Raw genomic sequence first — 13,373 nt, forward strand, 5'->3', positions numbered from 1 at the left:
GGGGGCCAAGGTGGAAGAGAAGCGCACAAGAGCGGCCAACGGACGCTCGTCGATCTACTTCGGCAACGACGGCCTCTGGCACGGTCGCGTGACGATGGGTGTTGGAGACGACGGGAAGCCGGATCGTCGGCACATCAAGCGGAAGAACCGGGACGAGGTTGCCGCTGCGGTCAGCAAACTGGAGTCCGAGCGATCTTCCGGGAAGGTGCGCAAGAAGGGCCATAGCTGGAAAGTCGAGCGGTGGCTCACTCACTGGGTGGAGGACATCGCGCCGCTCACGACCAGGTACAAGACGATGCGCGGCTACCAGACGGCTGTGTACAAGCACCTGATCCCCGGGTTGGGAGCGCACCGGCTGGACCACATCGAAAAGCACCCGGAGCTCTTCGAGAAGCTCTACCGCCGAATGCTCGACTCCGGCCTCAAGCCCGGCACCGCGCACCAGGTGCACCGCACGGCACGGACCGCCTTCGGTGAGGCGTACAAGCGGGGCTACATCAACAGGAATCCCTTGGAGATCGCCAAAGCGCCCCGCTTGGAGGAAGAGGAGATCGAACCGCTCGACGCCGAGGACGTGCAGCGGATCCTCAAGGTCTGTCTCGAACGCCGCAACGGAGTCCGGTTCGTCATCGCCCTGGCCCTCGGTACCAGGCAAGGCGAATCGCTCGCGCTGACGTGGGAGAACTTCGACGAGCGCCGAGGCATGATCCGGATTCGCAAAGCGATTCAGCGTCAGACTTGGCAGCACGGATGCAAGGACGCCCACGCCTGCGGGGCCAAGTACCACAAGATCAAGCCCTGCCCAGACGGCTGCAAGCGCCACACCCGTGCTTGTCCTCCGCCTTGCCCGCCGGACTGCACTGACCACGCCAGGTGGTGCCCACAGCGCAAGAACGGCGGACTCGTCGAGGTCGACGTCAAGTCTCGCGCCGGCCGCCGGACCATCCCCGTGCCGAACGAACTCATGGAGCTGATCACTCGCCACCGGAAGGTCCAAGCCGCTGAACGAGAACGAGCTGCCAACGAGTGGGAAGAAGGAGGGTGGATGTTCACCCAGCCCAACGGCAAACCCCTCGACCCACGCCGAGACCTCGACGAGTGGAAAGCAGTGCTCGCCGAGGCCGGCGTCCGCGAGGCCCGCCTACACGACGCCCGCCACACCGCAGCCACAGTTCTGCTCATCCTCGGGGTCCCAGACCGAACCGTCATGGACCTCATGGGCTGGTCAACCATCTCCATGAAGCAGCGCTACATGCACGTCACCGACACCCTCAGACGAGACGTCGCCGACCGCCTGAACAGCTATTTCTGGGGCGTGGGCTAAGACGCAAGAGGTCGGTCTGCACCGACGCCGATGCAGACCGACCTTACAAGCGTTAGGAGTTCGTGAAGAACTTAAAGACAGTAACGCCCGCGCTGGCGATCGTCGCCACTCCAACGATCAAAGCCCCCAGCTTTGACAGTGGCTTCGATGCTGCTCGCTCGACATCCTTACGCTTCCGGGCAGCAAGATCCCAAAAGATCAGCAAGGCGAGGACACACACGGTGCTCGTCGCACAGAGGGCCACCAACGAAAGGATCATGAATCCGTAAGTAATCAAGAATCTACTTTCCGCACCTCAGCTACCCCGGTTCCGAAGAACCGAGGAACGCGGTGCTTTGAAGTTGATTCCTGTTGGTGACCAGTTATGAGCCTGGCTACGTGAGGTTAGCACTCGACTACAGAGGCGATTCGAGGGGCCCTGGGCCCACCCCTCGGGCCAGTTTCGACCGATACGAGCCGGCTTACCCCGAGGGTGCACGCACCTAGCGACCTGAACTGACCGAACGACCAACTGAGACCCAAACTGAGACCCAAAAAAGCCCCTCCGGGGTCCGGAGGGGCTTTCTCGCAGCTCTGAGCGGTGGCCAGGGGCGGGGTCGAACCGCCGACCTTCCGCTTTTCAGGCGGACGCTCGTACCAACTGAGCTACCTGGCCGATAGCGTCCGGCGTGTTGCCGTTCGCCTTGGCGACCCAGACGGGACTCGAACCCGCGACCTCCGCCGTGACAGGGCGGCGCGCTAACCAACTGCGCCACTGGGCCATGCTTCAATCTTCAGTTGTTCGTACCCCCAACGGGATTCGAACCCGCGCTACCGCCTTGAAAGGGCGGCGTCCTAGGCCGCTAGACGATGGGGGCTTGACCGATCCGAAACCGGTCCGGCCTTCGCCTCCAACCGGCTTTCCCTTTCGGGGCGCCCCGTTGGCAGTGATGAAAGCTTACGACACACGCTTCCAGCCACCCAAACCGGGGGTCCCTTTAGCCGCGCGGCACCGTCGCGGACCGCCCCAGCGCTCCGCGCTCAGGCCCGATGCTAGTCCCCTGACCTGCCGAATCGCCACCATCGGCAGAGGCGCCCTGCGAGCCGCCCCGAGGCGACCGAGGGGCCCGGTCAGGCCTGGAAACGGTCAAATCGGCCAGTTGTGGGGTTTTGTGATCCACGACTCATGATCATCCGACCGACGCGGAGACCCCGGAACCGTCGACCGCCAGGCCCGGGAGCAGGACTCGCCACGACTCCTCCAGACGCGATGCGAGGCGCCTCGGGTCGCCCGCCACGAGCAGGTTCGTGCCGACGACCACCGCGTAGCAGAGGCGGGCCGTCGCGGCCGGGTCCACGCCCGGACGCAGCAGGCCGTGGTCGGCGGCGCGGCGGATCAAGTCGTCGAACAGGAACTCCCAGCCGTCCGTGTCCGTGCCGACGTGGTTGCAGGCCAAGGACAGGCCCGCGCGCAGCAGCACGTCCTCCTCCAGGCGGCGAGCCGTGTCGCAGGTGAGGCCGACCATCGTCGCCAGCGGGTCCTGCCCGCGCTCGTACCAGCCGTTGCTCAGCTGGGCGAGGTGCTCGCGGTAGCGCTCGACGAGCGCGTGAGCCACCTCCAGCTTGCCGCTGAAGTGGAAGTAGAACGCACCCTTGGTGGTTCCACAGCGGCGCAGGATCGCGCTGAGCCTGGCGGCCTCGTAACCGACGTCGTCGATCTCCTCCGCCGCGGCGACCATGATCGAGTGACGAGTGAGCTGCGCCCGGTGCTGCTGTGCCATTGATCGACTCCGACCCCCGGTGGCCATGCCTGACCGCCCATGCGGGCGACGCACGCCCGAACGGTTGATCAAATATGCCACCGGAAGTTACCCCGGATGCGCACCTTTCGCCCAGCGGAACACCTGGTTGTCACACGTTCGTAGAACACCTGCCGACGGTGAGTTCGGTCAGCGAGATCACGCGCGCCTCATGGCCGGCCGACGCGCGGTCCAGCCCACGACGCGTTCCAGGTCAGCGCGCCACCGGTGGCTGCCCGTCCTCGTCCGGGACCAGGCCCAGCATGTCCAGCAGCAGGCGGCAGTCCTCCGCGCTCTCGGCGCTGCGAGCGACCGCGATTCTGGCTCGGTGCACTTGCTCCTCCGAGATGCGCGAGGGCTCGCCGACGCGCTGCCCGGGCACCGCGGACTGCTGCCGCGACTGCCCGTCTTCCTGCTGCCACAAGAACTTTCGTACGTCCAGCGACCCGTACATGACGCCTCCCAGGCCCTCGGGTTCCGGCCGCAGGTTATCCACAGGTTGTCAACAGCCGCAGCCCCCCAGAGAGTGATTCGCCTTCAACTGAGAGTAATCGCGTGCGTGGCTCGATCCACTTCGGATATTGCCTGCATCACACCGTGCGTCCACCCCGGACAACGAACAGGACGCCGCTCGCATTCCGGATCATTGCGATCTCACGGTCCGCAGCGGGCGAGCGAGACCCCCTACCGGGCGCAGGCGGACGGCGCCGGATGCACGAATCGTGGCCGCAACGCTCCCCGAGAGAGGGAGGCGCATGCCACAATCAGCGGCGCTGACACACCCCCGGTCAGCACCTGTGGAGATCCCCCTCCGGCCCCCGTGCTCCTCCCCCTGGCGCGGGGGCCTTCCACGTCAGAGCGGGTTTTCGCCAAATCTCACCCGATCGGAAGACTCGCTGGTGGCGGTCTCGCGCCCAGAACCGCGAGCCGAACTCCAAGGTCGCCACGATAGGCAGGCCGCAATACAACCGTTATCGTGTCCGCGTGGCTCTAGGACGAACGAAGGCGAATCGGCAGCGCAAGCCCGCCGAAGAAGCCGAACCGGACCCCGAATTCGAGTCGTACCTGGCTGCGCTTGACCCGGAGGAAAGCCCCGAAACCACCGGATCAGGGCGTCGCTTCGGTGCCGCTCAGGTGTACCAGCTGCGGCTGCCGCTGCTGGCCAACGAGCGTCTCCGCGAGCTCGCCTTCAAGCAGGGAACATCCCCCGCCTCGCTCGCGCGGGACTGGGTGATGCAGCACCTCGAGATCGCCGAAGAGGAACACGCGGCCCAGCCGCAGGCGCAGCAGCAGCCGATGGCTCACGCGCCCGCGTGGCCCGGTCAGGACGGCCCCCACCCCGACAACGCCCCCGACCCGATGCAAGCACGGCTCGCCGGCGGCATCCCCGACGTCGAGCAGACCGAAGAGATGACCGTCCCGGTCGACCGCTATCGACCCATGTGAGACGGCGAAAGAAGAGGTCGTGGCCGCGAAGCCCCCCGCTCGCGACCACGACCTCTCGTCTTGCTCAGGCCGGTAGGCCGAGCTCCCTGGCGATGAGCATGAGCTGCACCTCGCTGGTGCCCTCACCGATCTCCAGGATCTTGGAGTCCCGGTAGAAGCGACCCACCGGCGTCTCGTTCATGAAGCCGTAGCCGCCGAAGATCTGCGTGGCGTCGCGGGCGTTGTCCATCGCCGCGTTCGACGAGGCCAGCTTGGCGATCGCGGCCTCCTTCTTGTACTGCTCGCCGCGCAGCATCCGCGAGGCCGCGTCGTAGTAGGCCAGCCGGGCCGTGTGGGCCCGCAGCTCCATCTGGGCGACCTTGAACTGCATCGCCTGGTACTCGCCGATCTTGTGCCCGAACGCCTCGCGTTCTCCCAGGTAGCGCAGGCACTCGTCGACGCAGCCCTGAGCCGTGCCGACGCCGAGCGCGGCGATCGCCACCCGGCCCTCGGTGAGCGTGGCCAGGAACTGGGCGTAACCCCGGCCGCGTTCGCCGACGAGGTTGTCCGCCGGGACCCGGCAGTCGTCGAAGGACAGGGCGTGCGTGTCGGAGGCGTTCCAGCCGACCTTCGAGTACTTCTTGGCGACCGTGAAGCCCAGGGTGCCCGAGGGCACCAGGATCGCCGAGATCTCCTTGCGGCCGTCCGGACGCTCACCGGTGACGGCGGTGACCGTGACGAACCCGGTCATGTCGGTGCCGGAGTTGGTGATGAACGCCTTCGAACCGTTGATCACCCACTCGTCGCCGTCGAGCACCGCCGTCGTGCGGGTGGCGCCCGCGTCGGAACCGCCGTCGGGCTCGGTGAGGCCGAACGCCCCGAGCACCTCGCCCCGGGCAAGCTTGGGCAGCCAGGTGCGCTTCTGCTCCTCCGTGCCGAAGCGCAGGATCGGCATGATGCCCAGCGACACCCCGGCTTCGAGGGTGATGGCCACCGACTGGTCGATGCGCCCGAGCTCCTCCAACGCCAGGCACAGCGCGAAGTAGTCGCCACCCATGCCGCCGTGCTCCTCCGGGACCGGCAGGCCGAACAGGCCCATCTCACCCATCTTGCGCACCAGCGGGTAGGCGAACTCCTCCCGCTCGTAGTAGTCGGCGATGACCGGGGCTACTTCCTTGCGCGCGAACTCCCGCACGCTCTCGCGCAGCGCTTCGTGCTCCTCGCTGAGCCGGTGGTCAACCATCGCGTCATTCCTCCCCTTGGGCGGTGAGAACGGCCAGCGGCTGATCGAGCCCGACCGACTGCCCCTTCCTCGCGTGAACTTCGGTGACTGTTCCGTCGATCGGGGCGGTGACGGTGTGCTCCATCTTCATCGCCTCGACGACGAACAGTCGTTGTCCGCTGCGCACCTGCTGCCCCTGCGTGACGTCGGTGACCAGCACCGTTCCCGGCATCGGGGCGGTGACGACACCGTCGGAGCGGCCGGCGGCGCCGCCGCGTTCGGCCAGCAGCCGGTGCTCGGTGAGCGCCCACGTGTGCCCGTCCGCGGCCAACCAGGTGGTGCCGTCGACGTGCGCGCACCTGTATCGGCGGGTCCGTCCCTGGTAGGTGACGGTGAGGGTGTCGCTCTGGAGGTGGCCGGAGGTGTCCGTCGACGCCGTCGTGTCCCCGGTCTCGACCGCGACCTCCGCGCGCTCGGGAGCGCCCCGGAGGTGGACCTTGAGATCTCCGGTGAAGCGCCAGGTGCTCCACGCCGGGCGGCCGAGGCGCCAGCCGTTGGACGCTTCCCAGGGGTCGGCTCCGCTGCTCGGCTGGACCGCGATGAGGCGTTCCAGCGCCGCGGCGACGTAGGCGTGCTCGGGCACCTCGCTCTCGGTCAGCGAGTCCAGGTCGCGTTCGACCAGGCCCGTGTCGAGGTCGCCCGCGAGGACGTCGGCGTGCTGCAGCAAGGCGCGCAGGAAGGCGATGTTGCTGTTCAGGCCGAGGATCGTGGTGTCGGCGAGGGCCTTGTCGAGACGGCGCAGGGCGTCGGCCCGGTCGGGAGCCCAGGCGATGACCTTGGCCAGCATCGGGTCGTAGTCGGAGCCGACGCTGCCGCCGGGGCGGATGCCGGAGTCGACGCGGATTCCCGGACCGGTGGGTTCGTGGACGGCGAGCAGCTCACCGCCGGTGGGCAGGAAGCCGCGGGCCGGGTCCTCGGCGTAGACGCGGGCCTCGACGGCGTGACCGTCGAGCGTCAGGTCCTGCTGCTCCCAGGTCAGGGGCTGGCCCGAGGCCACCCGGACCTGCTGCTCGACGAGGTCCACACCGCGCTCGCCACGCACCGCCGTGACCAGCTCGGTCACCGGGTGCTCGACCTGCAGGCGGGTGTTCATCTCCATGAAGAAGAACTCGTCCGGCCGGTCGGCGGAGACGATGAACTCCACCGTGCCGGCCCCGGTGTAACCGACCGCGCGCGCCGCGTCGGCCGCCGACGCCCCGATCCGGGCGCGCGTCTGAGCGTCGAGCAGCGGCGACGGCGCCTCTTCGATGATCTTCTGGTGCCGCCGCTGCAGGCTGCACTCCCGTTCGCCGAGGTGCACGACGTTGCCGTGCGAGTCGGCGAGGACCTGGACCTCGATGTGCCGGGGTCGCGAGACGAACCGCTCGACGAACAGGGTGTCGTCGCCGAACGACGAGCCCGCCTCGCGGCGCGCGGAGGCGATCTGGTCGTCCAGCTCGGCTTCGGCGTGCACCAGCCGCATTCCCTTGCCGCCGCCGCCCGCCGAGGGCTTGAGCAGCACCGGGAACCCGACGTCCAGCGCGGCCCGGTGCAGGTCGGCGTCGGTCATGCCGGCGTCGCTGCGGCCCGGCACCACCGGGACCCCCGCCGCCGAGACGGTCTGCTTGGCGCGGATCTTGTCGCCCATCGACTCGATCGCGCTCGCGGGCGGGCCGATGAACACCACGCCCGCCTGCTCGCAGGCGCGCGCGAAGTTGGCGTTTTCGGCCAGGAATCCGTAACCGGGGTGGATCGCCTGCGCGCCGGTTTCCCGGGCCGCGTCGAGGATCCGCTTGCCGTTGAGGTAGCTCTCGGTCGCCAGCGCGGGTCCGATGTGGACCGCCGTGTCGGCTTCGGCCACGTGGCGGGCATCGCGGTCGGCGTCGCTGAACACCGCGACCGAGCGGATGCCCAGTTCACGCAGGGTGCGGACGACCCGAACCGCGATCTCCCCGCGGTTGGCGACCAGCACGGTGTCGAACATGCTCATCCCTCACATCCGGAAAACGCCGTAGGAGATCGGTTCGAGCGGTGCGTTGCCCGCCGCCGAGATGGCCAGGCCCAGCACGTCCCGGGTCTGCTTGGGGTCGATCACGCCGTCGTCCCAGAGCCGCGCCGTCGCGTAGTAGGGGTGGCCCTGGTGCTCGTACTGGTCGCGGATCGGCTGCTTGAACGCTTCTTCGTCCTCGGCGGGCCACTGCTCGCCGCGCGCGTCCAGCTGGTCGCGCCGGACGGTGGCCAGCACGGATGCGGCCTGCTCACCGCCCATCACCGAGATCCGGGCGTTGGGCCACATCCACATGAACCGCGGCGAGTACGCCCGGCCGCACATCGAGTAGTTGCCCGCGCCGAACGAGCCGCCGATGACCACGGTGAACTTCGGGACCCGGGCGCAGGCGACGGCGGTGACCATCTTCGCGCCGTGCTTGGCGATACCGCCGGCCTCGTACTCCTTGCCGACCATGAACCCGGAGATGTTCTGCAGGAACACCAGCGGGATCGAGCGCTTGTCGCACAGCTCGATGAAGTGCGCGCCCTTCTGGGCGGACTCGCTGAACAGGATCCCGTTGTTGGCGATGATGCCGACGGGCTGGCCGTGGATGCGGGCGAAACCGGTCACCAAGGTCTGGCCGTAGTCGTGCTTGAACTCGGCGAAGCGGCTTCCGTCGACGATCCGCGCGATCACTTCGCGCACGTCGTAAGGGGTGCGGGAGTCCGTGGGCACGGCGCCGTAGAGCTCGTCGGGGTCGACCGCGGGCTCCTCGCTCGGCGCGACCTCCCACGGGCGCGGTTCCCGCGGACCGAGCGTGCTGACGATGTTGCGGACGATGCGCAGCGCGTCGGCGTCGTCGGCCGCGAGGTGGTCGGTGACGCCCGAGGTGCGCGAGTGCAGCTCTCCACCGCCCAGCTCCTCGGCGGTCACCTCGGCCCCGGTCGCGGCCTTCACCAGCGGCGGACCGCCCAGGAAGATCGTGCCCTGCTCGCGGACGATCACGGCCTCGTCGCTCATCGCCGGCACGTAGGCGCCGCCCGCCGTGCAGGAGCCGAGGACCGCGGCGATCTGCGGGATGCCGCGCGCGGACATCGTGGCCTGGTTGTAGAAGATCCGACCGAAGTGCTCGCGGTCCGGGAACACGTCGTCCTGCCTGGGCAGGAACGCACCGCCCGAGTCGACCAGGTACAGGCAGGGCAGGTTGTTGTGCAGTGCGCCTTCCTGCGCGCGCAGGTGCTTCTTGACCGTCACCGGGTAGTAGGTGCCGCCCTTGACCGTAGCGTCGTTGGCCACCACCACGCACTCGCGACCGGACACCCGGCCGACCCCGGTGATGATCCCCGCCGACGGAGCCTCGTCGTCGTAGAGGCCGTGGGCGGCCATCGGCGAGAGCTCCAAGAACGGCGAACCCCGGTCGAGCAGCGCGTCCACCCGATCCCGGGGCAGCAGCTTGCCGCGCTCGACGTGCCTGATGCGCGCCTTCTCCGGCCCACCCAGGCGGGCCCTGTCCAGCTGCGCGTTGAGGTCGTCGACGAGCTTGGCGTGCTGCTCGGCGTTGCGCGCGAACTCCGGCGAGCCCGGGTCCACCGACGTGCGCAGAGCGGGCGCATCCATGGGGCACACCTTCCGCTTGGCTCGGTTAGTCATCGTTAACTTGTGCTCCATGTTAACGCCGGTTAACCGAGTCGTCTAGTATTGAGCAGCATGTCGACCGATGCGGCGAAACCGACCCGGCGCGAGCAGATCCTGACCGCGGCGGCGGAGAAGTTCGCGCGTGCCGGCTTCCACGGCGTCGGCATCGACGACATCGGAGCCGCCGTGGGCATCTCCGGACCCGCGCTGTACCGGCACTTCCGCAGCAAGGACGCGATGCTGGCGGAGCTGCTGACCGGCATCAGCGACCGGCTGCTGCTCGGCGGCAAGCACCGGGTCGACGCCGCTTCCGGCCCGCAGGACGCCCTGGATCGCCTGGTGCGCTGGCACGTGGAGTTCGCGCTGCACAACCCCGCGCTGATCACGGTGCACATGCGCGACCTGGACTCCCTCTCCGACCGCGACCACCGCCGGGTCCGGGAATCCCAGCGGCTCTACGTCGAAGTGTGGGTCGCGGTGCTGCGCGACGCCCGTCCGGAGCTGGACCGGCCCCGCGCCCGCGCGGCGGCGCACGCGGTCTTCGGCCTGATCAACTCGACGCCGTTCAGCGCGCACCTGGACACCTCGGCGATGGCGCGACTCCTCCGCGACATGGCGCACGGAGCCATCGCAGCGATCTGAACCCCGCCGGGCTCCAGATCGTGGAGCCGGGATTCCACCGAAGTCCTCCCCGGCTCGACCGGCCCGTGATCAGCAGCGCCCGACCTGACCGCGCGACGAAGATTGCGAGGGCGGATTCGCGGGTAAGGACGGAGCATTGGTCGGTAGAGGTCGCTCCCGCGAAGGCCGGAGGCTGCATGGCCACCACTCAGATCCAACCGACGACGGTGCCCACCCGGACCGCGGCCGGCAGGCGCCCGCGCAAGGGCGCGCGGCTGGTGCCCTGGCTGCGGACGACCGATCCCAAGGACATCGGGATCCTCTACCTGATCACCTCGTTCGCCTTCTTCATCGCCGGCGGAGCGATGGCGCTGCTGATCCGCGGTGAACTGGCCGCCCCCGGCCTGCAATTCCTGTCCCAGGAGCAGTACAACCAGCTGTTCACCATGCACGGCACGATCATGCTGCTGCTGTTCGCCACGCCCATCGTGTTCGGCTTCGCCAACGTGATCCTCCCGCTGCAGATCGGCGCACCGGACGTGGCGTTCCCGCGGCTGAACGCCTTCTCCTACTGGCTGTTCCTGTTCGGCGGGCTGATCGTGATCAGCGGCTTGCTGATGCCCGGCGGCGCGGCCGACTTCGGCTGGACCGCCTACGCACCGCTGTCGCGCAGCGGGTTCAGCGCCGGCCCCGGCGGCGACCTGTGGGCGGCCGGGCTGATCGTCAGCGGTCTGGGCACGATCCTGGGCGCGGTCAACATGATCACGACCGTGGTGTGCCTGCGCTGCCCGGGTATGACGATGTGGCGGATGCCGATCTTCACCTGGAACATCCTGGCCACCAGCATCCTGGTGCTGATGGCGTTCCCGATCCTGACGGCCGCGCTGTTCGGGCTGCTGGTGGACCGCCACCTCGGCGGGCACGTCTTCGACCCGGCCCACGGCGGAGCGATCCTCTACCAGCACCTGTTCTGGTTCTTCGGCCATCCCGAGGTCTACATCGTGGCGCTGCCGTTCTTCGGGATCGTCACCGAGATCCTGCCGGTGTTCAGCCGGAAACCGCTGTTCGGCTACACCGGGCTGGTGCTGGCCACCATGGTGATCATGGGCCTGTCCGCGGTCGTGTGGGCGCACCACATGTTCGCCACGGGCGCCGTGCTGCTGCCGTTCTTCTCGTTCGCGACGTTCCTGATCGCGGTGCCGACGGGCATCAAGTTCTTCAACTGGATCGGGACGTTGTGGCGCGGACAGCTGACGTTCGAGTCCCCGATGCTGTTCTCGATCGGGTTCCTGGTGACCTTCCTGCTCGGCGGCCTGACCGGGGTGCTGCTGGCCTCACCGCCGCTGGACTTCCACATCACCGACACCTACTTCGTCGTGGCGCACTTCCACTACGTGCTGTTCGGAACGATCGTGTTCGCGGTGTTCGGCGGGGTCTACTACTGGTTCCCGAAGATGACCGGCCGGATGCTCGACGAGCGGCTGGGCAAGCTGCACTTCTGGCTGACGTTCGTCGGGTTCCACCTGACGTTCCTGGTGCAGCACTGGCTCGGCGACGAGGGGATGCCGCGCCGCTACGCCGACTACCTGGTCACCGACGGTTTCACGGCTCTGAACACGGTCTCCACCATCGGCGCGTTCGTGCTCGGCGCCTCGATGCTGCCGTTCCTCTACAACGTCCTCACCAGCTACCGCTTCGGCACGCCGGTGGACGTGGACGACCCGTGGGGCCACGGCAACTCCCTGGAGTGGGCGACGACGTGCCCGCCGCCGCGGCACAACTTCACCGCGCTGCCGCGCATCCGGTCCATCCGCCCGGCTTTCGAACTGCACTACCCGCACATGGCCGATCGCCTGGAGTCCGAAGCGCACGCCTCGCTGCGCCGCGGCCCTGGGCCGAACGGGCGATGACCTTCGTGGCGCGGTTCATACTCCGACGAGGAAGAGCGCAGGCCTGCGTACTGTTGAACGTGTGCGGAGCGCCATCGTCGGCGCTGAACTGAATCGTTTCCGTCGACCGCGCACCCACGAGGCGACGATCGCCTGACAACGCCGTGCAGTGCAGCGCGCGCGGAAGAGACCACCACCTTCTTCACCACACGGGAGACTTCCTTGCCCATTGCCCTGTTGGCCCTGGCCATCGCCGCATTCGGGATCGGAACGACCGAGTTCGTGATGATGGGGCTGCTGCCTGAAGTGGCCACCGACCTGCAGGTGTCGATCCCCGACGCCGGCGGTTACATCTCGCTGTACGCACTCGGCGTCGTCATCGGCGCGCCCGCGCTCACCATGATCGGACTGCGCTCGCGCCGCAAGACGATGCTGCTGAACATGCTGGTGCTGTTCACGGCCGGGAACCTGTTCTCCGCGTTCGCGATGAACCACGAGACGCTGCTGGCCGCCCGGTTCATCTCCGGACTGCCGCACGGCGCGTTCTTCGGCATCGGCGCGGTCGTCGCCGCCGGACTGGTCGCCGCCGACCGGCGCGGCCAGGCGATCTCGATGATGTTCATCGGCCTCACCGTCGCCAACATCGTGGGCGTGCCGATCGGCACCCAGCTCGGACACGCCCTCGGCTGGCGCTGGGCCTTCGGCCTGGTCGCCGTGATCGGCGTGATCGCGCTGGCCGCCGTGGCGATCCTGGTGCCCAAGCAGCCCAAGCCCACCGAGGTCAGCCTGCGCGGTGAGCTGCGGGCGTTCCGCCGCCCGCAGGTGTGGCTCGCCTTCGCCGTCGTCGTGTTCGGCTTCGCCGCGATCTTCTCCTTCTACAGCTACATCAAGCCCGTGCTCACCGACGTGACCGGTTTCAGCGCCACCGCCGTCACCCCGCTGCTGGCGGTGTTCGGCGTCGGCATGACCGTCGGCACCGCGGTGGGCGGACGGCTCGCCGACCGCTCGCCGCTCAAGACGCTGTGCGTGGGGATCTCCGCGCTGGCGGTGTCGCTGGTGGTGTTCGCGTTGACCGCGCAGAACCCGATCATGGCTCCGATCATGGTCTTCCTGATCGGCGCGACCGGATTCACCGCGATCCCGAGCATCCAGGCCCGCATCCTGGACGAGGCGAAGGAAGCCCCGGCGCTGGGTTCGGCGAGCATCCAGTCCACCTTCAACATCGCCAACTCGCTGGGCGCCTACCTGGGCGGCGTGGTGATCGCCGCCGGGTTCGGGCTGGTCTCGCCGAGCTGGATCGGCGCTCTGCTGGCGCTCGTCGGACTCGGCTTCGCAGTGCTCTCGGGCCGGCTGGACAGCCGTCCGAAGCGCGGCGGGGTCGTGGCCTCGCACCAGGCATCGCCCGCGACCGAATCCGAGCTCACCGCCTGATCTGCGGTTGCTCAGCTCA

At 68.3% G+C, this 13,373-nt stretch carries 10 protein-coding genes and 3 tRNA genes; 5 read left to right on the forward strand and 8 right to left on the reverse strand.

Features of this window, described 5'->3' with window-relative positions:
- The first annotated feature begins 10 nt into the window (after positions 1 to 10).
- The gene (locus AB0J91_RS15460; protein ID WP_363868719.1) at positions 11 to 1,324 is read left to right on the forward strand and encodes a site-specific integrase; all 1,314 of its coding nucleotides are present in this window, start codon (positions 11 to 13) and stop codon (positions 1,322 to 1,324) included.
- 581 nt (positions 1,325 to 1,905) lie between these two features.
- Here AB0J91_RS15460 and AB0J91_RS15465 read toward each other — a convergent pair.
- The 5 genes from AB0J91_RS15465 to AB0J91_RS15485 all read right to left on the reverse strand — a co-directional run bounded on the left by AB0J91_RS15465 (position 1,906) and on the right by AB0J91_RS15485 (position 3,556).
- Positions 1,906 to 1,979 (reverse strand) — tRNA-Phe (locus tag AB0J91_RS15465).
- Positions 1,980 to 2,008: 29 nt separating this feature from the next.
- Positions 2,009 to 2,085 (reverse strand) — tRNA-Asp (locus AB0J91_RS15470).
- Between the two features lie 23 nt (positions 2,086 to 2,108).
- Positions 2,109 to 2,181 (reverse strand) — tRNA-Glu (locus AB0J91_RS15475).
- A gap of 312 nt (positions 2,182 to 2,493) precedes the next feature.
- A complete protein-coding gene (locus AB0J91_RS15480; protein WP_363868722.1) occupies positions 2,494 to 3,084 on the reverse strand; it encodes a TetR/AcrR family transcriptional regulator in 591 nt (196 codons plus the stop codon).
- Between the two features lie 232 nt (positions 3,085 to 3,316).
- Positions 3,317 to 3,556, reverse strand: a complete 240-nt coding sequence (locus AB0J91_RS15485; RefSeq protein ID WP_132680513.1) for a hypothetical protein — start codon at positions 3,554 to 3,556, stop codon at positions 3,317 to 3,319.
- Positions 3,557 to 4,086: 530 nt separating this feature from the next.
- Between AB0J91_RS15485 and AB0J91_RS15490 the strand changes: the two genes are divergently transcribed.
- On the forward strand, positions 4,087 to 4,548 hold the full coding sequence (locus AB0J91_RS15490) for a hypothetical protein (RefSeq protein ID WP_363785871.1): 462 nt from the start codon (positions 4,087 to 4,089) through the stop codon (positions 4,546 to 4,548).
- Between the two features lie 64 nt (positions 4,549 to 4,612).
- Here the strand turns inward: AB0J91_RS15490 and AB0J91_RS15495 are convergent, their stop codons facing one another.
- The 3 genes from AB0J91_RS15495 to AB0J91_RS15505 are packed head-to-tail and all read right to left on the reverse strand — an operon-like array spanning position 4,613 to position 9,395.
- Complete coding sequence (locus AB0J91_RS15495) at positions 4,613 to 5,770, reverse strand: acyl-CoA dehydrogenase family protein (RefSeq protein ID WP_363868725.1); 1,158 nt, start codon at positions 5,768 to 5,770, stop codon at positions 4,613 to 4,615.
- Positions 5,771 to 5,774: 4 nt separating this feature from the next.
- Positions 5,775 to 7,772: an acetyl/propionyl/methylcrotonyl-CoA carboxylase subunit alpha gene (locus tag AB0J91_RS15500; protein WP_363868834.1), complete on the reverse strand. Its 1,998-nt coding sequence runs from the start codon at positions 7,770 to 7,772 to the stop codon at positions 5,775 to 5,777.
- Positions 7,773 to 7,781: 9 nt separating this feature from the next.
- A complete protein-coding gene (locus AB0J91_RS15505) occupies positions 7,782 to 9,395 on the reverse strand; it encodes a carboxyl transferase domain-containing protein (protein WP_363868728.1) in 1,614 nt (537 codons plus the stop codon).
- Between the two features lie 90 nt (positions 9,396 to 9,485).
- On the opposite strand from AB0J91_RS15505, the gene AB0J91_RS15510 reads away from it, so the two are divergent.
- The 3 genes from AB0J91_RS15510 (at position 9,486) to AB0J91_RS15520 (ending at position 13,354) form a co-directional block, all read left to right on the forward strand.
- The gene (locus AB0J91_RS15510) at positions 9,486 to 10,055 is read left to right on the forward strand and encodes a TetR/AcrR family transcriptional regulator (RefSeq protein ID WP_363868731.1); all 570 of its coding nucleotides are present in this window, start codon (positions 9,486 to 9,488) and stop codon (positions 10,053 to 10,055) included.
- 176 nt (positions 10,056 to 10,231) lie between these two features.
- Positions 10,232 to 11,944: a cytochrome c oxidase subunit I gene (gene ctaD, locus AB0J91_RS15515; RefSeq protein WP_363868734.1), complete on the forward strand. Its 1,713-nt coding sequence runs from the start codon at positions 10,232 to 10,234 to the stop codon at positions 11,942 to 11,944.
- 201 nt (positions 11,945 to 12,145) lie between these two features.
- Positions 12,146 to 13,354 (forward strand): MFS transporter, encoded by a 1,209-nt coding sequence (locus AB0J91_RS15520; RefSeq protein ID WP_363868737.1) that lies wholly within the window; start codon positions 12,146 to 12,148, stop codon positions 13,352 to 13,354.
- Positions 13,355 to 13,373 lie beyond the last annotated feature (19 nt).

The organism is Saccharopolyspora sp. NPDC049357 (assembly GCF_040677225.1).
Classification (GTDB): Bacteria; Actinomycetota; Actinomycetes; order Mycobacteriales; family Pseudonocardiaceae; genus Saccharopolyspora.

Coding starts and splice junctions, on each gene's coding strand:
- ctaD (WP_363868734.1), top strand. CDS start 10,232: ATGGCCACCACTCAGATCCAACCGACGACGGTGCCCACCCGGACCGCG.
- AB0J91_RS15505 (WP_363868728.1), bottom strand. CDS start 9,395: ATGGATGCGCCCGCTCTGCGCACGTCGGTGGACCCGGGCTCGCCGGAG.
- AB0J91_RS15500 (WP_363868834.1), bottom strand. CDS start 7,772: ATGTTCGACACCGTGCTGGTCGCCAACCGCGGGGAGATCGCGGTTCGG.
- AB0J91_RS15485 (WP_132680513.1), bottom strand. CDS start 3,556: ATGTACGGGTCGCTGGACGTACGAAAGTTCTTGTGGCAGCAGGAAGAC.
- AB0J91_RS15480 (WP_363868722.1), bottom strand. CDS start 3,084: ATGGCACAGCAGCACCGGGCGCAGCTCACTCGTCACTCGATCATGGTC.
- AB0J91_RS15495 (WP_363868725.1), bottom strand. CDS start 5,770: ATGGTTGACCACCGGCTCAGCGAGGAGCACGAAGCGCTGCGCGAGAGC.
- AB0J91_RS15510 (WP_363868731.1), top strand. CDS start 9,486: ATGTCGACCGATGCGGCGAAACCGACCCGGCGCGAGCAGATCCTGACC.